The sequence below is a fragment of the Paenibacillus sp. sgz302190 genome (assembly GCF_059820445.1).
In genome coordinates, this window is record NZ_JBZYAO010000025.1 from 1 (window position 1) to 20751 (window position 20751).

Here is a 20751-nt window from a genome sequence, read left to right on the forward strand (position 1 = left end):
AGATTTTTTAATGATCCACCAGATAAAAGTATCAATAAAATACAATTTTAGGAACATTTTGAAACAAAATTTTTCATGTCAGGTTTGTTGCAAAGCTAGTGGGCTTTTCGCCCAAATGAGCCGTTTTTGCGGAAAAAACCTGCACTTTTGCAGGCTTTCGGCATGCCAAGCCGTTTCGTGAGCGGCTGTGCCAAGTCAGGCGGCTCAACGAAACATTCTAGATGTGGAGAAACCCACACGCCCATACGCCAGAGCCAGTCGCATAATATGCCTGGTTGCGCGAAGAAAACCTGCAAAAGTGCAGTTTTTGCTCGATGGATGCGCCGGCCACGACAAATTCCTGCAAATGTGCAGGCTTTTCGCCGCGAACATGGGCTCAGGCTCATTTTGAGCGAAAATTCCTGCACAATTGCAGGCTTTTCGCCCAAATGAACCGTTATTACGGAAAAAACCTGCACTTTTGCAGGCTTTCGGCATGCCAAGCCGTTTCGTGAACAGTTCCGCCAAGTCAGACGGCTCAACGAAACATTCCACGCCTTTGCTTACCTTGTCCTAGGTGGGGGCAGCCCTTACCGGCTGAGCCAAGAGAGTCGGGCACCTATGCCGGTGACACGGCAGTGTGTGGCAGCCCTTACCGGCTGAGCCAAGAGAGTCGGGCGCCTATGCCGGTGACTCAGCAGTGTGTGACAGCCCTTACCGGCTGAGCCAAGAGAATCGGGCGCCTACCCCCGGCGACTCAGCAGTGTGTGGCAGCCCTTACTGGCTGCGCCAAGAGAGAGCCGCGCCCATCCCGGCGACTCAGCAGCGGGGGCAGCCCAATCCGGCTGCACCAACGGAGAGCCGCGTCGATCCCGCCGGTCACCCAGCGGGCTTCCGGCTGCACGGCCGGCGGCTACGGCCGGCCCGCCGCCGAAAAAAAGGTGGAGCAGAATAACCTTCTGCTCCACCTTTATGTTACGCTTCCATGCGGGCAAGCGTCGCTTCTTCGCATTCCTTGGAGCAGAAGCGGTTGTGCTCCTCCTCGCACTCTTCGCAGCAAATGTGCTGCAAGTGGCAGTAGTCGTTGGCGCAGTTGATGTAGCGGTCTTCGGGTTTGCCGCAATGATAGCAGCGCCCGATGACGACATCTTCGTCCGTGCGGTTGATCGGCACGGAAATGCGCTCGTCGAACACGTAGCATTTGCCGTCGAATAGGCGGCCCTGCACTTCCGGGTCGTGGCCGTAGCTGACGATGCCGCCGTCAAGCTGGTACACTTCCGTGAAGCCTTCCTTGAGCAGGAAGCCGGACAGCTTCTCGCAGCGGATGCCGCCGGTGCAATAAGTAAGAATCGGCTTGTCCTTGAATTCCTGCAGGTTGTCGCGGATCCACTCCGGGAATTCCTTTGTGGTCTCGACATCAGGCCGGATCGCTCCCCGGAAATGGCCGATATCGTACTCGTAGTTGTTGCGGCCGTCGAGCACGATGACGTCTTCCTGCTGCAGCTTTTCGTAAAATTGTTTGGGCTTCAAGTGGACGCCTGTCAAATCGTTCGGGTTTACGTCTTCTTCCAGACGGAACGTAACGAGCTCCTTCTTGGGGCGCACGAATATTTTTTGAAAAGCGTGCTTGTCGCTTTCGTCTATTTTGAAGACGATGTCCCGGAACAGCGGGATTTGGCGCATCATCCGCATGTAAGCCTCGGTCTGTTCGACCGTGCCCGAAAGCGTGCCGTTGATTCCTTCCGAGGCAATCAGGATGCGTCCTTTGACCCCGAGCTTTTTGCAGTAAGCCAAATGTTCTTTGGCCAGCGCTTCGGGATCGGGAACGGTGACGAATTTATAATATAACAAGATTCGATATGGCGCGTTCGTTGTTGTCATGATTAACCACCTATACGTATTTATTGCATGCTTGTAAAACGCATATGATAATAGTGACACAAATCGGCATATATTTCAATCGAGTTTCATTACCATGTAAAGTCCGATGATTTTATTGTTGTTCCATATCGGAATCATGGAAATCCGGCAAAAATGCCTGTCCCCGTTTTTGCGCAGAAGCTTGCTGTCAAAAGACCGCGAGATTCCCGTAAACCCGTGGTAACATTGCTCTAATGCCGCTGTCGTCTGATCGGAGCTTATGATGCTCGTGATGGATTGGCCGATCAGCTCGTCGGGCCTGTAGCCGCAAAGTGCCAACATGGAATGGTTGAGATAGGAGATTCGTGCCAATTGATCGAGGCGGAAAACCGCGTCAGGATTGTTTGCCGAATCAGGTTCATCGACCAAGTCTGCGGGCAATTGCGGCTGATCGAGGGTCCGGTAAGCACCGGCATTCGATAGCTTCATAAGCATAAGCAGCACCGCCAACTCCACGGTAAATGCGACGTAATAAGCCGATTCCCCGCCGTTAAGACGTAGAAACGAAAGCTTGGTCAAGACCGGGAACATGCTGAGCGCCGCTCCGCAGATGCAGCTTAACAGCACGATCATGCCGATGCCGGGCGGATGCTGTCCGATCAGAAGGCGCAGGAAGCGAAAGAGCATGTAGACCACGGCTGCAGCTATCATGAGCGAAGACAAGGTTAGGACGGGATTCCACATAATTAAATCGGGATACATAGCCCAATAGCTGATCCCGTCAAACAGTAAAGCGCTTCCGGCGAGCATGAAGCTGCAGCCGAAAGACGCCGCTGCTGCGTCTTGCCCGGTTTTGTGTGCGGCCATGTGCATCAATAGCATGGTATAAGCGAGAATACAAGCGAAATATACGCTGTGCAGCAGATCCGAATGAGCGGCGGTTTGCGGAACCGCAACTGCGCTTGCGGTGTGGGAGAGCCAATAGGAAAAGCCGACGGCCGCGAAGCTGCCCCACTTCATGTATGTCCGGTTGACGGTGCCAAGCGAAGAACGGTCGACGACCAGGTAAAAAAAAGTAAACAGGAAGCAGCTGATTACAGAAATCAAAAAAGACAGCAAGGCATGCACGCATTGCAGTTGAAATATTGAGATTGTCGTAAGCAAGCGCTTCCCTCATTCCCGAATAAAATACCCTGATAGTTTATTAGTTCTTTTAGACTATGAGGGTAATTTGATTATAGGCGGAAGTTTTCGCGAAATGTGTCGAAATTTGTAGGAACGCTGAAAAAACTTGGTTAAACTAGTTAATTAGTTCTATTTATGCATGGAACATACTGTTTTATCTTGTTTTCATCATTTCTATGGCTTGAAACAACTCGCTCATTTCGTCCGCAAAGGTTTGCAGCTTCAGCAAAAGCGCCGGCCCTTCGCTCTCCGCCGCATTCGCAAGCGCGGTCTCCAGCTCGCTGGCCGTCTGCAATACACGGTTTGCCGAGATGTTCCCGGCCGCTCCCCGCAAAGTATGCAGCGCCCGCAACGCTTCCGGGTAACGGTTGGATTGAATCATCGATTGCAGCTGCGGCACCGCATCGGTGAATTGATCATGGAATTTGTCCAGCATGTGGCGATAGAGATATTCCCGCCCGCCTAATCGTTCGAGTGCTTGCCCGGTATCGAGACAAGCTTCAAAGTGAGGCCGCTGCGGAGCGGTATCCGGCAAGTTTTTCGGGTAGTCTTCGGGAGTCTGCTTGTCCTTCGCCAAATAGCGGTCGATGACTTCAAACAGACTGTCGGGATGAATCGGCTTTGCAATTGCGTCGTTCATACCTGCCTGAAGGCACGCCTTGCGCTGTTCGTTCGTGGAATCGGCCGTAAGCGCGATGATCGGGATTGACCTGAGTTCCGGAAATTGCCGGATGAGCACGGTCGTCTCGATGCCGTCCAGAACAGGCATGTGTATATCCATCAATATGAGCGAGCAGGCGCCGTTGTACAACTGGTTGATGGCTTCGAATCCGTTGTTGGCAACCTGGACGGCGTAGCCTCTGTTCTCCAGCAGCGACCGGGCGACAATTTGATTGATCTCGTTATCTTCCACGATCAGAATGCGCTCCTCATTTTCCGCTTTGGCCTGCTTGCCCTCCGTCGTCTGCTCAACGGAGTCCACGGCGCCGGCGGCCGTTACAGTGTCGATCGCATGCTGCAAAGCCCTCAGGCTTACGGGCTTGACCAACACGGCGTCGGGTCTGGCCTCTTCCGGAAGCTGGGCGAGCGCATCGTGTCCTGCCAAGGACGTGTACAGAATCGTGCGGATGTTGTGACGGTCGCAGATGAATTTCATCTCCAACCATGCTTCTATTCCGTACATATCCGGCGCCTCCATGTCAAGGATCAGCAGATCGAGCGGGATTACGCCCGCCGCTTTCAACGCTTCGGTCCAGGAGGAAACGCCGGCCGCTTCTTCGCAAATCGAATGCAGCATGTTCACCAAAGTTTCCCGCAGCGCCGGCTCGTCTTCGGCGACGAGCGCTTTCACCGGAAGAAGCGGTGCAGCGGTTTCCTGCTGAGCGCAAAGCTCGAAAGGGATGCGCATCCGGAACTCGCTGCCCGCGCCGGGCTCGCTGCAGACGTCGAGGCTGCCGCCCATCTGTTCGATTAAATTTTTGCAGATGACAAGTCCCAGTCCGGTGCCTCCGAATCTGCGGCTTGTTGAACCGTCGGCCTGGGCAAAAGGCTGAAACAGCTTCGTTAGCTGGGATTCGGGAATGCCGATGCCGGTATCGCTGACCGTAATAGCGAGCAGCACCTCGTCTTGGCCGGACTCCTGCCCGGACTCCTCGACCCCGATCCGCACAGTTATCGATCCTTCTTCGGTAAATTTAACCGCATTGCTGGTCAGATTGAGCAAAATTTGATAAATCCGCAGCGGATCGCCGACCAGGGTGGAAGGAACCTGCGGGTCTACGCTGCAAATAAACTCGATCGGCTTGTTGCCGAGCAGGACGCTCAAAGTTTCGCAAATCCGGTCAAGCGTTTCCGCCAGCTGGAACGGAATGCGCTCGAAGGTCAGCTTGTCCGCTTCCATTTTGGAGAAATCGAGAATATCGTTAATGATTTGGGAGAGCGCCTGCGATGATGAAGCGATTTTGCCGACATAGTCTTTCTGAAGCGCGGACATGCCGGTACGCTCCAGCAAATACGTCAATCCCATAATCCCGTTTAGCGGAGTACGGATTTCGTGGCTCATGCGCGCAAGGAACATGCTCTTGGCCTGATTGGCCTCGTCGGCTTCCCGCTTGGCCCGGATAAGCTCTTCCTGCGAGCGCTTTTGATCCGTAATGTCCCGGGTGATCGCCGAGTAGTAATAGGCGCTTCCTTCCGTCGTAATGTGAGGAACAATAATAAGCGACATAAAAAGAGCGCGGTTATTCCTGGTCAAAAATTCAGCTTCAAACTCCCAAAAGCCTTGCTTGACGGCGAGAGCCAACCCTTCGTCAAAATCGACGCTGCACAAAATTTCCACGTAATGGCTGAAATGGCGCCGAACCGCCAGCTCTTCGTCGCCGATTTCGCAATATTTTTTGCCGGCCTGGTTCATGTACAAAATGTTGCCCTTCCGGTCAAAGGTGAGAATGATGTCGTGGGCGCTTTCCATAATAGCGAGCAGCCGCTCTTTCGTAGCCGTGCTTTCCTTGATTTCGCTGACGTCCCGGGCGATGCACACGTATCCTTTCAAGCTTCCGTCCGGATGTGTAATGACGCTGATGTTCGATTCCACATACAGGCGGCTGCCGTCCCTGCGGCGCCAGATCCATTCCGTATCCTCGCGCCGCCTGCGCAGCGATTTAATGACGAGCGCCGTACTGTCGGCGGGCACATGCTCGTTCAGCTCGGCCGAGTAGCGCGCGGCTCTGTCCTGAAGCTGCCCGTGGTCCAGCCACAGCGCAGGCGTCGCCTTTTTCACGACATCGGCGTACGAATAGCCGAGCATTTCCTCGGCCCGCTGATTGAAATGAAGAACGGTGAAGCAGGGATCGATCACGATCATCGCATACTGATTATGCCGGATAAAAGCCTCGAACGGCTCGAAAAGCTCCCGCAAGTTCTCGATCATTCCGTTCACCGAGTGGGCCAGCGCCCCGAGCTCGTCCTTGCTTTTGAAGAAAAGCGGCTTCATATAGAAATCTCCGTCGGCAACCGCCTCGGTAACGTGCAGGATTTGCAAAATGCGTTTGATAATGAGCGAATAGGCTGTCCAATAAATCAAACACGACAGGACAAGCTCGGTGAACACGATCAAGCCGACGGTCGTCCACAGCAGCGGCTCGGCCGGCGCTTCGAACGTGCTTTTGGGCACGGAATAGGCGAGGTACCAATCCAGTTTGGGCACGCGGGTATAAAAAAGGTGCATTTCGTTTTCGTCGAACGTGACGTTGAAAGAGCCGGAGTCATGGGACAGCATCTCTTTGAACTCGGGAGCTTTATCGGCGAGTGTGGTGAACAAGTTTCGCTTCAAAATCAACGAAGGCTGGGTATTGTACAGCATGAGCCCCTCGCGGTTGATCAGCAGATTTCGTCCGTTCAGCAAAGGCGGAACCAGATGCTGGCGGAACGTTGCCGCGGCGTCGAGCGAAATATCGACGATGCTGATCAATTGCTTCCGGTCGTTAAATACCGGTACGGTGATGCTGATGATGTAATCCCCTTTATTCGAGAAATAAGGGTCGGAGATGGACGTTTTACCGGACATGGCGTCCGTGTAATATTTTTCTCCCCGGATATTCAGTACTTCGCCTGTAGTCAGCGTCAAATTGCCGGCAAGGTCGGCGATTCCCATCGAGTCGTAGCGTTCCCCGCCGGCCCGCAGCTCCTGGTTCAAAAAATCGAGCTGTTCCTTCAGCGTCCCCTGCTTCATTACGCTCATGCGGCTGATCAATTCAATCTCGGCCAGACGAATCGAAAGAAAGTCATACAAATTTTGCGCTGAATTTTTAACTGTGGAGAGCGATTGTTCTTCCAACTGCTGGATCAATCTGTCTCTGGACAGCTTGTAATTGGCGAAACCGACGATAAATAAAGATATGGAAGTAATGAGCACTAAGGCTGCAAGTAACTTGAAACGAAGCGAAGATGACATCGGCTGTCCCCCGAAAAAAATTAAGAATGGTTGCTGCATCAATTATATCCATTATAGCGGAATCATCAGGAGAACAGTCAGTCTAAATTTTCACGGCATGCAGAATCGGCAAACGCGGACATGATTCACAAAAAGGCGACAGCCTGCGGCACATATCTGAAAGCGTTTGCATATAATGGGATCAAGGTTCATCATGGAGGTGAAGACGGGCCATGATCAAAAATGTGCTGTCTGCATGCATTGGCGTCTGTTTTATTGCCGCTCCCTGGATATTCGGCTTCTCCGGGCTGCAAAATGCCACGGTCGTTTGCGTAGCGCTCGGTGCTATTCAGTTTCTTTGCTCCTTGCTGGCGATCGGCAAATCGGGAAAAAAAGCATGGCAAAACTGGGCGGCTTTGATTACCGGTTTTTGCTTCATCGTTTTCCCTAACGTGTACCATTTGGAAATTTTGGGATTTTTTCTTTTCATCGTAGCCGGCTTCTTAACGCTGCTGCTCAATTATTCGAGTCTGTACGACGATTATCAATGAGAGCGGCCTGATTCCAGCGATTTTCTGTAGGCGGCCGGAGTCAAGCCCATAATCCGCTTAAACATGCGGTGAAAGTGCGGCAGCGTTTCAAATCCGCAAAGCTCGGCGATGCGGCCGATCGTATGGTCGGAGACGGCCAGATGCTCCTTGGCGCGGATCATCCGTTTGGTCGTCACATAAGCGGTCAAATTCATTCCGGTAAACTGTTTGAACGAGCGGCTGAAATGAGCCGGCGTGACGGCTGCCCTGCGCGAGAGCTCGGCAAGCCCGATGCTTTCGTGCAAATGCTCGTCGATATACGGCAGTATTTCCCGGATCCATAACGGGCCGAACGGCGAATCCGCTATGCGGTGGCGGCCTCCGGGCTCGACTGTGCGGTTCATAGGGAGCAGTATTTGCTGCAAATGGAGCACAATCGCCTGACGGTAACCCAGATGTTTGGCCGCCATCTCGAGCTGGATTTGTTCGAGGCCGGCTTCGATGGCGGACTGCTGCGAATATTCGAGCGCAAATTTGTACTGTTTGCGCTTTTTGGCTTGCTCGAAACAGCTCAGGTAAGAGAACGAATCGCCGAGCGCCGCATGCCGGACGAGCAGGGGGCTGAAGAAGACGGCGGAAGAGGTGACCGGATCGTCCTTGTCGGGAAGCGCCCGGTGGATCGTATTGCCCGGGATCGCGAACAGATCGCCCTGCTGCATATCATAGAAAGTTTGATCGATGAAGAAAGTGCCTTGTCCCCGGTACACGTACACAAGCTCATACCAGTCGTGAAGGTGGTCCGGCAGCTCGCTTTGTATGTTTTTCGTATCTTTGTATACAAATGCGAACGGGAATGCGGATTCTGCTGCGAATTGCTTGCGGATAGGGGTCATCTATTGCTCCTCCGGGCCGGATATTTTTTGAATATTATATCAAAAAAGAGTATATATTTGCTATTTAAAATCATTTTTTATTTCGATATTGCTGATAAAATGAAAGGAAATGAAGAAATCCGCAATGGGGAGTGATGGATGTGAAATACAGATCGTTAGGACGAACGGGACTGGACGTCTCCGTTTTGAGCTTTGGCGCATCTTCGCTTGGAAGCGTTTTCCGGGATGCGCATGAAGCGGAAGGAATCCGCACCGTACATACGGCGGTCGATGCGGGAATCAACTACATCGACGTGGCCCCTTACTATGGCTTGACGAAAGCCGAAACCGTGCTGGGCAAAGCGGTCCGGGAGCTGCCGCGCGGCAAGTTGGTGCTGTCCACGAAGGTGGGACGGTACGGCGAGGACAGCTTCGATTTTTCCAAAGAGCGGATTGCCGGCAGTCTGGAAGAAAGCTTCCGGCGTCTGCATACGGACTATGTCGATCTGCTTTTCCTGCATGACGTCGAGTTTGCGTCCGCCGATCAGATCGTAGAAGAAGCGATCCCGGCTTTGCAGCGATTGAAGGGGGAGGGCAAAATACGTTTTTACGGCATTTCCGGCCTGCCGATCCGGTTGTTTGAAAGGCTGCTGCCCCGTGTTGAAGCGGACGTGATTTTATCCTACTGCCATTATTCGCTGAACGATACGGCGCTGCTCGGCCTGCTTCCCTTGCTGGAGGAGCGGGGCATCGGATTGGTGAACGCTTCCCCGCTGTCTATGGGGCTGCTGAGCACGCGGGGAACGCCGGAGTGGCATCCGGCAGGCGGGCCGATTAAGGCGGCTTGCAGGCAAGCGGCGGAATACTGTGCCGGTCGGGGTACCGATATTGCCAAGCTGGCGGTGCAATTCTCCACCGCTAACGAACGCATCCCGACGACGCTGGTCAGCACGGCCAGTCCGCTGAATATCGCGAACAATATAGCGTGGACGGAGGAGCCGATCGACCGGGAGCTGCTGGCGGAGGTGCTGCGCATTTTGCAGCCCGTTCATAATCTCAGCTGGCCGAGCGGCCGGCCTGAGTACAACGATGCCGGGCAATCGGCGGGGGAGGCGCTGTGATGAAAGGAATCGTATGCGAGCGAGCGGACTCGCTGAAATTCGTTGACCTGCCCGTCCCCGTTCCGGCTCCGGGCGAAGCTCTTGTGCGCATCCGGCGGATCGGCATATGCGGCACGGATCTTCACGCCTATAAAGGGAATCAGCCGTTCTTTACATATCCGCGCGTGCTTGGCCATGAGCTGTCCGGCACGGTTGAAGCCGTCGCAGGCGACGGATGCGGGCTCGAGAGCGGCGATCAGGTCAGCGTCATCCCCTATATGCACTGCGGAAGCTGCATCGCCTGCCGGAGGGGCAAAACGAACTGCTGCACCGATATGTCGGTGCTGGGCGTTCATGCCGACGGAGGGATGCGGGAATATATCTCCGTCCCTGTCAGCCATCTGATCAAGACGGATGGCTTGACGCTGGAGCAGGCGGCGGTCGTGGAGCCGCTGAGCATTGGCGCTCACGCGGTCCGGAGAGCGGAGCTGCGCCGCGGGGAAACGGCGCTTGTCATCGGCTCCGGCCCGATCGGGCTGGGCGTCATGGCGTTTGCCAAGCGGCAGGGCGCGCGGGTCATCGCCATGGATGTGAACGACGAGCGGCTGGCGTTTTGCCGGCAGTGGGCCAAGGCCGACCACACGGTTCATGCGCTGCGCGAGCCCAGGGAGCAGCTGGCGCTTCTGACGGACGGGGAATTCCCGACGGCGGTTTTCGATGCGACGGGAAACAAGCAATCGATGACCGATTCATTCGGCTACGCCGCCCACGGCGGCAAGCTGCTCTTCGTCGGACTGGTCAAGGCCGATATCGCTTTTCACGACCCGGAATTTCACAAGCGCGAGCTGACGCTGATGGGGAGCCGGAACGCCACGAAGGAGGATTTTGAGCAGGTGATCGGCGCGTTAAAGAGCGGCGGCATCGATGCGGGCAGCTACGTGACGCACCGCGTGCCTTTTGCCGATGCAATTCACTCCTTCGATTCCTGGCTGAAGCCCGAATCCAAAGTGATCAAAGCGATGATTGAATTGTAGCCCGGATATTTAGGCGGATCCGCCTGTTTCGCGTACAGCTTCGGCTGCTGCGGAACGGGCTTTTTTTGCTGTTGGGGGAATTCGGGGTTGTGCACGTTGTATTTTTGGTGCATTATGGCAAAAGGAGGAGATTTTTGCTATGAAACTTAGCGTGTTGGATCTAGTTCCCGTCTTCGCACCCGCCGAACCGGCTTATGCCCTCGAACAGTCGGTGCTGCTTGCGCAAACCGCAGAAAAGCTCGGCTATTCGCGTTACTGGGTCGCCGAGCATCACGATATGCAGGGTCTGGCCTGCACGTCGCCTGAAGTGCTGCTTGCTCATATCGGCGCGCGGACGAGCCGGATCAGGCTCGGTTCCGGCGCGCTTCTGCTGCCGCATTACAGGCCGCTTAAAGTAGCCGAAACATTCCATACGCTGTCCGTCCTGTATCCGGACCGAATCGATCTCGGAATCGGCCGGGCGCCCGGCGCTTCGGCCCAAGCGGCAATTGCGCTAAGCGGCAATTTCCTGGAAAACGTCCGCAACCTGCCGGACACGCTGCAAGGGCTGATGAGCCTGCTGTCCGGCGATTATGAATGCGAGGGCCAGCTAGTTACGGCAAGGCCCGTTCCTGCTGTTCCGCCGCAGGTGTGGATGCTCGGAACGAACCTGAAGAGCGCCGCTTATGCGGCCCAATTCGGAACAGGCTACGTGTTCGGACAATTCATGAGCGAGCAGGACGCGTCTGAAGCGATTGGCGCGTACCGGCAGCAGTTCCGGCCTTCGGCGCTTTTGCGGAAGCCGCGGGTCATCATCGCCGTCGGCGTCGTATGCGCGGATAGGGTGGAGGAGGCGCAGCGGCTGGGCACTGCCGGAGGCGTTCTGTTCGGCATGCAGCCGGGAGCGGAGCGGGCGTCTTCGGCTGCCGGGAAGCTGCTTGCGGGAACCGGGGATTCGGTGATCGCTCAGTTGACGGAGCTCAAAGAGCAGCATGAGGTGGAGGAGTTTTTGGCCGTTACGATGATACCGGACTATGCGAAGCGGCTCCGTTCCTTTGAACTGCTTGCTGCTGCCGCGGGAATTTCAGGCGATTTTGACAAATAGATTTCAGTACTATATAGTACTAATCATGATGAAAAAACATAAAAAAACGAATCGCGATGTCGTTCTCGAAGTCGCCGCCTCCTTGTTTCTCACCAAAGGCTACCTTGCCACAAGTATGGATGAAATCGTAGCCGTGAGCAAGGTGTCCAAAACGAACATCTACTACTATTTCAAAAGCAAGGAGGAGCTGTTGTCGGCGATTCTCGATCAACTCGTTCACATGTACTCGGGGATGATCGCCGAAGCCGCTTCGCGCACGGACAAGTCCGTCCGGGAACGCTTTGAAGCGCTGCTGCACATGCTGACCCGCCAGGAGCTGGAATGTTTGGGCGGATGTCCGTTTCTTACCCTTTACACACAAATGCCGCAGGATGTACCGGTTTTTAAGGAGAAGCTGAGCCGTTTTTTCCGCGACCAGGTCGCAACGGTAGAAGCTCTGCTGATCGAAGGCATGAACAAACGGGAGTTCAAGGCGGGGCTGCCTGTTGGACCGACCGCCCAATTCATCGTCTCGGCGATCGAAGGCGGACTTTTCCTGCGGCATGCAAGCCAAAATCCAACCCTGCTGGAGGATTCACTTTTATCTTTAGCATTTTTGCTAAAGTAATTTTTTTAATAAAAATTAGTACTGTTTAGTGCTAAAAAAGAAAGCGAGCGAATGAAATGGCACACATTTTTGTAACTGGCGGTACAGGTTTTATAGGCATGCATACGCTGCTGCAGCTTTCCCGGGAGAAGCATACGATCACGGTTCTTGCCCGGTCGCGCAAGAAATGGGAGCAGGTTAACAGACAGATGAGCTTGGAAGCAGGGTGGAATTCCGCATACATGACGCCGGTCATCGGGGATTTGGCTGCGCCCGGTCTCGGATTGACCGAGGCGGACAGGGAGCTGGCTTTGGCGGCGGATGTCATCATCCATGCGGGCGGCCCGATGGATATTTTGCTCGGCGAGGAGGAGGCCCGGGCGGCTTTTCTGCAAGCTGCGGACGAGATGCTGGCATTGGCTGCGCACATTCATAAGCGCAAGGGTCTGCGGCATTTAATCCATGTGGTTGGATTTAAAAGCCCAGTCACCGATGAGAACGCGAGCTCGCCGGAACCCGTCATCGCCCGTTTGGAGAAATATCCGCCTTATGAGCGGATGAAGTTTTTGGCCGATTTGCACATTCGCCGGGGCGCACGCAAAGAAGGATTTCCGCTCTCCGTCATCCATCCGAGCGTCGTCATCGGCAGCTCCGAGCACGGAAATACGCCGCAGACCGGCGGGCTAGGCATTCTTGTCGGTTCCACGGCGCGCAAGCTGATGGGGCTCGTTCCCGGCGGCAAGTCGCATTGGCTTCCGCTCGTTCACGTGGACCACGCAGCCGAGTTCATCAGCGCTCTTGCCGGTGAGTCCGAACCTGCCAATGGCACGTATTACTTGATGGACGAAAAGCGGCAAAATCCTTCGATGGTGAAGCTGGCATCGGAAATGGCCAAGGAGCTTCGGGTCGGCAAGCCGCTCGGCTCGATAACGCCGGCCTTGCTGTCCAAAGTGCTTGGCACCCCGTTGGGGCGCAAGTTGGGTATCCCGAAGGAATCGCTCGATTTTATCGTGGATGTCGGCTACCCGTTGGAAGCCGCGCGCGGTGTTCAGCGCAAACACGGGCTGGCCCATGCCGTGAATGCAACCGTCCTGCCGTTCACATTCACGGATCTGGAATTCAGGCTCCATCATTCCGCTCCTGACCCGGCCGGATATTTTCACAGCAAACGCGGACCTTTGGCGGCGCTGGAGCGGAAGGGAAGCGGTCCGGAAACGAATCCGCCGATCGTGTTCGTGCACGGAACTTTAAGCGGAGCGGATTGTCTGATCCCGCTTGCCGATCAGTTCCCCGAATCGTCCGTATGCCTGGTCGATCTCCCCGGCTTCGGCCGCTCCCCGTACCATCACAGGCAGGGTGTGCTGAAGGGACATGTCGAATCGCTGGTACAGGCGATCCGTTCTTTCGACACCCCGGTTACGCTGGTCGGTCATTCGCTGGGCGGATTGCTCGCCGCTAAAGCGTTGGAACGCGTACCCGAGCTCATCGCCGGGCTGCATCTGCTGCAGCCTGTGCTGCACAGCGCGCCGCGCCTGTACCGCAGCGCGCGCATGACGGAGCTCGCGCTGCGCCGGCTTGACGCGGCGGGCTTGCGGAAGCAGCTGCTGGCGCAAAGCTGCTTCGAGCGCATCGAGGACATTCCGCCGGCGTATGCCGATTATGTCCTCGGGGAACTGCGGTCGCCGCGCGTCCGGAAGACGACCGCCGAAGCCCTTGCCGCCCTCACGCGCGCGGAGAGCTTCGAGGTTTCGCCCGCAGCGTTGCTCAAAGGGCAAATATCGATCCTATGGGGTACAAAGGACCGGGTATATCAATTGCCGGAACGTTACCGCTCCTTGCGCACCGTGCAAATTCCGGAGGCTCATCATTTTCCGCTGTCGCACCCGGAGCAAACGGCCAGGCATCTCAGGCAGTTGATTTTGCCATAATTACGAGCTGCACGACCGGCGAAGAAATGGTAACTTATTGGTAGTGGAAAATGAAGGGATGGATCAGGCGATGAACAAAATGTTGAATCGTTTATAACAAGCCGATTGAATCACTCGCGCTCGTGGCCCCCCTGCCGCATTCTGTGAAGTTCATCTATACCAAAAAGAATGCGGAGGTCAAACGATTATGCGAAATGAAAAAGAAGTGCTGGCGCAAATTTTGCAATTTGCCGGTCGGGATCCGAATATTCGATGTGTTGTGCTTAACGGCTCGCGTACGAATCCGAATGCCCCGAAAGATTTTATGCAGGATTATGACGTTGACTATTATATGGCCGACTTGCAGCGTCATCCGTACAATGCCGACAGGAGCTGGATCTCCGAATTCGGCGAACGCGTTGTCGTTCAATATGAGTATTTTGAGGACGGCTCTTCCATTTACATGATGCAGTTCAAAGACAGCGTCAGAATCGATCTCAGTTTTAAAGACATCAAAAATATTCGGGAAGTTTTTGAAGACTCGTTAAGTAAAGTTTTGCTCGATAAGGACGACTTGAATTTGAAGCTGCCTGAGCCGAGCGACCGATCCTATTTCATCAAGCGGCCTTCGCAAGATTTGTGGGATCTACACCTCGTTGAATTGTGGTGGCTCCAGGTGTATATCGCGAAAGAACTGTGGCGGGACGAAATTCCGCGAGTGAAAAACCTCTACGACTATTATTTCATGGAATCGCTGCGCTTTCTTCTGGAGTGGCATGTGGGCATAAACCATGATTGGCAGGTGAACGTCGGCAGTTCCGGAAAATGGTTCAAGCGGTTTCTGGGGCCTGACATTTACAAGGCGTATATTTCGCTCTATGTGGGCGCCGACCCGGAAGAGCAGTGGAACAAGCTTTTTGAAGCGGGCGAGTTGATTCGCAAGGTCGGCATGCCGCTCGCAGAACGATTGGGATACCGCTATCCGATACTGGAAGACCGCAATGTAACGGCCTATATTGAACAAATCAGACAATTGCCGCCGGACGCCGAGTCTTTGGATGAAGGCCAAGGGGCCACTTAGCGGGCAAGCATAGCATGAATCAGGCACACCGATGCGCTTTTGGCATGGGTGTGCCTTTTTTAATATTCGGGCCGCCTGAGGGGCCTCGTTTTTGGCGCAGTCATTCATGATGCGGCCAGGCCAGGCGGCGGTACCGAAAACTTGCGATTGTTCAGGCTGCCCAGTTGCCCAGTACCCGCACGCCAGAGCCAGCTGCACAATCTGCCCAGTTGCCCAGTACCCGCACGCCAGAGCCAGCTGCACAATCTGCCTGGTTGCATGAGGAAAACCTGCAAAAGTACAGTTTTTTGCCCGGTAGATGCGCTGGCCACGAAAATTCCTGCAAATGTGCAGGCTTTTCGCCGTGAACAGGGGCTCAGGTTCATTTTCACCGAAAATTCCTGCACTATCGCAGGCTTTTCGCCCAAATGGGCCTTTTTTGCGGAAAAAGCCTGCACTTTTGCATGTTTATTCCTTGTCGAGCCCCCTTGCGTTCCCAACTACAGCGAGCCCCCCCATTTTTTGCGGGAGAGATGTGGGTAGATGCCCACCTACTTCAGCACCGCAATTCGCGCAGGGGAGACATGGGGTGGGGAAGAAGGGCTGCCCCCCAACTACAGCGAGCCCCCCTTATTGCGGGAGAGGTGTGGGTAGGTGCCCACCCACTTCAACACCGCAATTCGTACAGGGGAGGCGTGGGTTGGGTAAGAAGGGCCGTGCCCCCCACTTCAGCGACGACGCTTCATTCATTATAGGCGACAGCCTGCTGGTGGATGGGGGGGACACGGCGGTTTAGCCGGGAGACAGCGAAGCGCAGGCGCCTGTTACGAGCAGCCGCAAATTTGTCAACGCCTGCTCCTCTTCGCCGCCGGGCTTGCCACCGCCGTACGTGCTCGGCCCGATCATGGCCGGGCTTGCCGCTGCCGGGACGTTCAAGCCAACTGAATGACCTGGACTCCCCATGTCAATCCAGCGCCAAAACCGATCAGCACGACGATGTCCCCGGAATGAAGACGTTGCTGCGCCATCGCTTCGGCAAGGGCTATCGGAATGGATGCCGCCGAAGTATTTCCGTATTTTTCGATATTCACAAAAAATTTGTCCATAGGGATATTCGCTTTTTCGGCGGCGCTTTCGATCATTCGGATGTTGGCCTGGTGCGGAATGATGAGAGCGATGTCGTCAATCTTAAGGTTCAATTCCGCCATCACTTTTCGAAGCAAAACATCAATGATCCGCACCCCGAACTTGAAAACTTCGCGCCCGTTCATCGCAATGGGGCCTGCGACCGGCGATTTCAGCAGTTCCGCTCCTCCTTCCTCCGAACCGAGCAGAGAAAAGCCGGGAAACGTGCAGTCCCGGGATTGCAGCACGGCTGCGCCGGCTCCGTCCCCGAACAGGACCGCGGTATTGCGGTCGTTCCAATCCACCAGCTTCGACAGCTTGTCCGCGCCGATCACCAGGGCGTTGCTGCAGGCGCCGGAACGGATCATATGGCTTGCGACGGATAGGGCATACACAAAGCCTGAGCAAGCCGCCGAAATGTCGAATGCGGGCGCGCGGCTTTCAAGCTTTTGCTTGACCAGCGAGGCTGTTGGCGGAAAAGCATGCTCAGGAGTCGAAGTGGCGACAATGATAAGGTCGATTTGCTCCCGCAGCAGCCCGGCCCGGTTTAAAGCTTCCGCTGCCGCCCTAACGGCAAGGTCGGACGTGTCCATCGATTCCGCTGCAATATGCCTTTGGCGAATGCCCGTCCGTTGGACGATCCATTCATCGGATGTTTCAAGCGTCGCGGATAAATCAAAATTGGTTACCAAGCCGGGCGGTACATACGATCCCGCACCTGCAATGGCGACCCCGTACCGATCGGGATGTGAATGCACGAGTGATCCCCTCCAAACAATTTACATACACAAAAGACACAAAAACACCACCCAAAAAACCAAAAAAGAGGCGCAGATCAAAATATAACACAGGTCGTTTGAAAAGGAAATATTAAAAAACGCAATGCCGCCGCCGTGAAGAGGCGCTTGTGCACGTGCCTTGACTTTACCTGTTTTCGATGCTACGATTTAACCACAAAAAACCCAAAAACACTTTTCCACATCATCAAGCATTGGAGGTGCGGGAACTATCGAGTCGCTTACTAAACGCCGTCAGCAATTTTTGCAAAAATTAATCGATTTGTATCAGAAAACGAACTTGCCCATTCATTACGAAACTTTGGCTAAAGCGCTGGGCGTGAGCAAATGGACGGCATATGATATGCTTAAAGGCATAGAAACTCTGGGTTTCATTTCACGCAGCTACGAGGTGAACGCCAAAGAAACCGGGCGCTCGCAGGTTGTGTTCGTGCCTACTTCCAAAGCTATGGATCTGTTCAAGCAGCTGCGCAGCGAAACGCTCGATCCGGCGGACTGGCATCAAACGGTCGGCAGCATTTCCAGGCTGCTCAAGGATTTGAAGCACAGCAGTCTCAACGAGGCGCTTCGCAAAATGATGGATGAGATTTCGAAAATCAATACCCGCATCAATTTTTGCGCATACATGATCGGCTTGCTGCTTATATACTTAAAGAAGCTCGGAGGCAAAACCGAGTCGTTGATCCATCACATTGTTCATAGGGCTCCGAGCAAGGAAACAGGGATGACGATGTTCGTCGGAACTGTCCTCGGCACGGTGATACAAACGATGAACGATGATCTGGGCATTGAAATTACGGAACTCGTATCCCAGCTTTTGAAGTCAATCGCGGATCTTTCCGGGGAAGAGAAGGAACTGCTCTCCAATTTCCTGAGTGAGGCTTTTTAAACCAAGCCGTCCTCGATTGCTTTGTTTTTGGGTCTTTTGCAGGCCGGAACCCCGGAACGCTCGGGGGAGGTGGATGAAAAAGAAACATTTATTGCACCATAATAAAGATGAGCATGCTTGGTACGGCGTTTCGCATCCTGCCATGGATTACGTTTTGGGAATCAACAGAGAGCATGAGCTTTTAAATTTGATAAACAAGGAGCCGTGATTTATGATGAAAGAAACTATCGGAAAAGCGATCTCACTGGGATTAGGGCTGGCGATTGCCGGCAAAGAGCAGGTGGAGAAGACGATCGACGAGCTGGTGAAAAAAGGCGAAGTGAACCGGTCCGAATCGCGCGCTTTGGTGGATGAGCTCGTGAAGAAGGGCGAGGAAACCCGGCAGCACATAGAGTCGATGGTGCGGGAACGTGTACATGCTATTCTGGGTGAACACCGTCCGGCAACCCAGGAGGACATCGCGCGGATCGAACGGCGTTTGGATGCTTTGGAAGCTTTGCAACGGAAGGATCATACAGATAACTGACAGGAGGCCGCAGATGAACCCAGGAAAACGGATTCGACAGCTGCAGCGTTACCAGGCGATTGCCTCTGCTTTTGCACGCAACGGGCTCGGATACGTCTCTTATGAAATGGGGCTGACCGAGAAGCTTAAGATGTTTCGGAGCGCAGAACGGAAGGGAATTCAGGCCAAAAGCGTCGGTGAGCGCATTCGTCTGCTGCTGGAGGAGTTGGGTCCGACTTTTGTCAAGCTGGGTCAAATCGCGAGCACGCGCCCCGACCTGATTCCGTCCCAAATCCTGAAAGAGCTGGAACAGCTTCAGGATAACGTGCCTGCGTTCTCTTACGAGGAAGCGTCGCGAATTATCGAACAGGAGCTCGGAGCGCCTATTTCAAGTTTGTTTGCGCATTTTTCCGTGACGCCGCTTGCGTCGGCATCCATTGGGCAAGTTTACCGCGCTGTCCTGCCGGACGGCACGGAAGTCGCGGTCAAAGTACAGCGGCCGGACATTCATGCGCTTATCGAAACCGATCTGGACATTTTGGCGGATTGGGCAAGGTTGGCCGAAAACCGTCTGGAATGGGCGCGGAATTACCGGCTGCGCGACATTATCGACGAGATTGGAAAGGCGCTGCGCGCTGAATTGGACTACGGGACGGAAGCGCGCAACATGGAAAAATTCGCGATCCAAAGCAAAGCCCTGAACTACATTCATGTGCCGGCAGTCTTTTGGGAATACAGCACCAAGCGGGTGCTGACCATGGCATACATAGAAGGCATCAAACTGTCCGACCATGAACAGCTTGACCGGGCGGGACTGGACCGCAGGATGCTTGCGGAGCGGTTTGCTTCGACCATTTTCCATCAGGTGATGGTCGACGGCTTTTTCCATGGCGATCCCCACCCCGGCAACGTGCTGGCGCTTCCGGACGGCAGTCTCGCCCTGCTCGACTTCGGCATGGTAGGGCGGCTGGCCGCCGAGACGAAAAAGCATTTCGCCTCGTTTGTCATCGCCCTGCGCAATCAAAGCACGAAAGGCGTCATACGCGCCATTTCGAATATGGGCGTTGTCCCCGAGGATGCGGACAAGAGCTTGCTGCATGCCGATGTCGATGAAATGCGCGAAAAATATTACAAAGTTCCGTTAAATCAGGTCAGTCTGGGAGAAGCCGTCAACGATTTGTTTACCGTGGCGTTCCGCCATCAGATACGCATTCCGGCGGAGCTGACCTTGCTCGGCAAAGCGCTTTTGACGATGGAAGGGGTAGTGTCGGCGCTGGACCCGACTTTGAGCGTCTTCGATGTGGCCGAGCCGTTTGGGAAAAAGCTGTTTCTGGAACGGTTGGACCCCATACAGATGTTCAAAACGTGGATAGAGGATGCGCCCGAGTACATGGATTTGCTGCGTGAAGTTCCGTCAGGCATGAAGCAGTTGTCTTCGTGGATGCGGAAAGGACAGGCGCGGGTCGAAATCGGGGTGCCTCAACTGGACGACCTGATGAAAAAAATGGACCGCATCAGCAACCGGCTCTCGTTCAGTATCGTGCTGCTGGCTCTTAGCATCGTGATGGTCGGACTCATTATCGGCGCCGCCCTGAGCCACTCGCAAACGATGCTCTGGCGCATTCCTATCATTGAGATCGGCTTTGTGATCGCGCTGCTCATGTTTGTGTGGCTTATTTACGCCATTTTTCGCTCAGGCCGCTTCTAGCCCTAGCCGCGATAACCGAATAAGGAGAACCATACAATGAACGACAAGCAATTTGATGAAATTTTCACCATTATGAAGGCTTCGTTTCCGAATAGTGAAATGAGAACTTATGCCGGACAGCGGGCGCTGCTATCCAGCCCCTACTACCGCCTTATCACGGAAACGGATGACAACGACAAAGTGATTGCTTTTTTGGCTGCGTGGGAATTCCCTTCGTTTCGCTTCGTGGAACATATCGCCGTCGATCCGGCCGCGCGGGGAGGCGGCATAGGCGGAAAGCTAGTGGCCGCATATGCCGGAGAGTCGCGCAAACCTGTTCTGCTCGAGGTGGAACCCCCAGACAACGAATTGGCGCAGCGGAGAGTAGGCTTTTATGAACGGTTGGGGTTTATTTTCAATCATTTCGAATACATGCAGCCGCCGCTTCAGGAAGGCGAGGGCGAAATTCCGCTCAACATCATGAGCTATCCTCAATCACTCTCGAAATCGGATTTCGATCTTTTTAAAAAGATTTTATTTACCGAAGTCTACAAGGTTGCGCTCTCGAACCGATAGGAAAAAGTCGGTGACTCTTCGGCCATAGCAAGATTGAAAAACCC

At 54.4% G+C, this 20751-nt stretch carries 19 protein-coding genes; 13 read left to right on the forward strand and 6 right to left on the reverse strand.

Annotated elements, in window-relative coordinates:
* Positions 1-181 (forward strand): hypothetical protein (locus AC6RNO_RS23980; protein ID WP_497107011.1); only part of this gene is annotated, 181 nt, incomplete at its 5' end.
* A 773-nt stretch (positions 182-954) separates the two neighbouring features.
* Here the strand turns inward: AC6RNO_RS23980 and trhO are convergent.
* From trhO to AC6RNO_RS23995, 3 genes are all read right to left on the reverse strand, one after another.
* A complete protein-coding gene (gene trhO / locus AC6RNO_RS23985) occupies positions 955-1860 on the reverse strand; it encodes an oxygen-dependent tRNA uridine(34) hydroxylase TrhO (RefSeq protein WP_474683563.1) in 906 nt (301 codons plus the stop codon).
* Between the two features lie 75 nt (positions 1861-1935).
* A complete protein-coding gene (locus AC6RNO_RS23990; protein WP_497107012.1) occupies positions 1936-3003 on the reverse strand; it encodes a PAS domain-containing protein in 1068 nt (355 codons plus the stop codon).
* A 175-nt stretch (positions 3004-3178) separates the two neighbouring features.
* On the reverse strand, positions 3179-6976 hold the full coding sequence (locus AC6RNO_RS23995) for a response regulator (protein ID WP_497107013.1): 3798 nt from the start codon (positions 6974-6976) through the stop codon (positions 3179-3181).
* A 212-nt stretch (positions 6977-7188) separates the two neighbouring features.
* Between AC6RNO_RS23995 and AC6RNO_RS24000 the strand changes: the two genes are divergently transcribed.
* Entirely contained in the window at positions 7189-7506 is a 318-nt protein-coding gene (locus tag AC6RNO_RS24000) for an SPW repeat protein (protein WP_474683566.1), read from the forward strand.
* Here AC6RNO_RS24000 and AC6RNO_RS24005 read toward each other — a convergent pair.
* Entirely contained in the window at positions 7500-8378 is an 879-nt protein-coding gene (locus AC6RNO_RS24005) for a helix-turn-helix domain-containing protein (RefSeq protein WP_497107014.1), read from the reverse strand. The genes AC6RNO_RS24000 and AC6RNO_RS24005 overlap by 7 nt on opposite strands.
* A 140-nt stretch (positions 8379-8518) precedes the next feature.
* On the opposite strand from AC6RNO_RS24005, the gene AC6RNO_RS24010 reads away from it, so the two are divergent.
* The 6 genes from AC6RNO_RS24010 (at position 8519) to AC6RNO_RS24035 (ending at position 15149) form a co-directional block, all read left to right on the forward strand.
* The gene (locus AC6RNO_RS24010; protein WP_497107015.1) at positions 8519-9478 is read left to right on the forward strand and encodes an aldo/keto reductase; all 960 of its coding nucleotides are present in this window, start codon (positions 8519-8521) and stop codon (positions 9476-9478) included.
* Positions 9478-10491, forward strand: coding sequence for an alcohol dehydrogenase catalytic domain-containing protein (locus tag AC6RNO_RS24015; RefSeq protein ID WP_497107016.1), 1014 nt, complete (start codon positions 9478-9480; stop codon positions 10489-10491). The genes AC6RNO_RS24010 and AC6RNO_RS24015 overlap by 1 nt, the downstream gene beginning before the upstream one ends.
* 139 nt (positions 10492-10630) lie before the next feature.
* Positions 10631-11575, forward strand: a complete 945-nt coding sequence (locus AC6RNO_RS24020; protein ID WP_497107017.1) for an MsnO8 family LLM class oxidoreductase — start codon at positions 10631-10633, stop codon at positions 11573-11575.
* A 25-nt stretch (positions 11576-11600) separates the two neighbouring features.
* Complete coding sequence (locus AC6RNO_RS24025; RefSeq protein WP_474683571.1) at positions 11601-12182, forward strand: TetR/AcrR family transcriptional regulator; 582 nt, start codon at positions 11601-11603, stop codon at positions 12180-12182.
* A 56-nt stretch (positions 12183-12238) separates the two neighbouring features.
* A complete protein-coding gene (locus AC6RNO_RS24030) occupies positions 12239-14089 on the forward strand; it encodes an alpha/beta fold hydrolase (protein WP_497107018.1) in 1851 nt (616 codons plus the stop codon).
* Positions 14090-14276: 187 nt separating this feature from the next.
* Positions 14277-15149 (forward strand): aminoglycoside 6-adenylyltransferase, encoded by an 873-nt coding sequence (locus tag AC6RNO_RS24035; protein WP_497107019.1) that lies wholly within the window; start codon positions 14277-14279, stop codon positions 15147-15149.
* Between the two features lie 771 nt (positions 15150-15920).
* On the opposite strand, the gene AC6RNO_RS24040 is transcribed toward AC6RNO_RS24035, so the two are convergent.
* Both AC6RNO_RS24040 and AC6RNO_RS24045 read right to left on the reverse strand, forming a co-directional pair.
* The gene (locus tag AC6RNO_RS24040; protein ID WP_488437489.1) at positions 15921-16064 is read right to left on the reverse strand and encodes a hypothetical protein; all 144 of its coding nucleotides are present in this window, start codon (positions 16062-16064) and stop codon (positions 15921-15923) included.
* Positions 16061-17011: a beta-ketoacyl-ACP synthase III gene (locus tag AC6RNO_RS24045; protein WP_488437490.1), complete on the reverse strand. Its 951-nt coding sequence runs from the start codon at positions 17009-17011 to the stop codon at positions 16061-16063. Before AC6RNO_RS24045 ends, AC6RNO_RS24040 begins: the two co-directional genes overlap by 4 nt.
* Positions 17012-17294: 283 nt before the next feature.
* On the opposite strand from AC6RNO_RS24045, the gene AC6RNO_RS24050 reads away from it, so the two are divergent.
* The 5 genes from AC6RNO_RS24050 (at position 17295) to AC6RNO_RS24070 (ending at position 20707) form a co-directional block, all read left to right on the forward strand.
* Complete coding sequence (locus AC6RNO_RS24050) at positions 17295-17939, forward strand: Lrp/AsnC family transcriptional regulator (protein WP_474683577.1); 645 nt, start codon at positions 17295-17297, stop codon at positions 17937-17939.
* 73 nt (positions 17940-18012) lie between these two features.
* Positions 18013-18147, forward strand: coding sequence for a hypothetical protein (locus AC6RNO_RS24055; RefSeq protein ID WP_497107020.1), 135 nt, complete (start codon positions 18013-18015; stop codon positions 18145-18147).
* Between the two features lie 3 nt (positions 18148-18150).
* A complete protein-coding gene (locus tag AC6RNO_RS24060) occupies positions 18151-18465 on the forward strand; it encodes a phasin family protein (protein ID WP_474683578.1) in 315 nt (104 codons plus the stop codon).
* Positions 18466-18478: 13 nt separating this feature from the next.
* Positions 18479-20152, forward strand: coding sequence for an ABC1 kinase family protein (locus tag AC6RNO_RS24065; protein ID WP_488437491.1), 1674 nt, complete (start codon positions 18479-18481; stop codon positions 20150-20152).
* 36 nt (positions 20153-20188) lie between these two features.
* Positions 20189-20707, forward strand: a complete 519-nt coding sequence (locus AC6RNO_RS24070) for a GNAT family N-acetyltransferase (protein WP_497107021.1) — start codon at positions 20189-20191, stop codon at positions 20705-20707.
* Positions 20708-20751 lie beyond the last annotated feature (44 nt).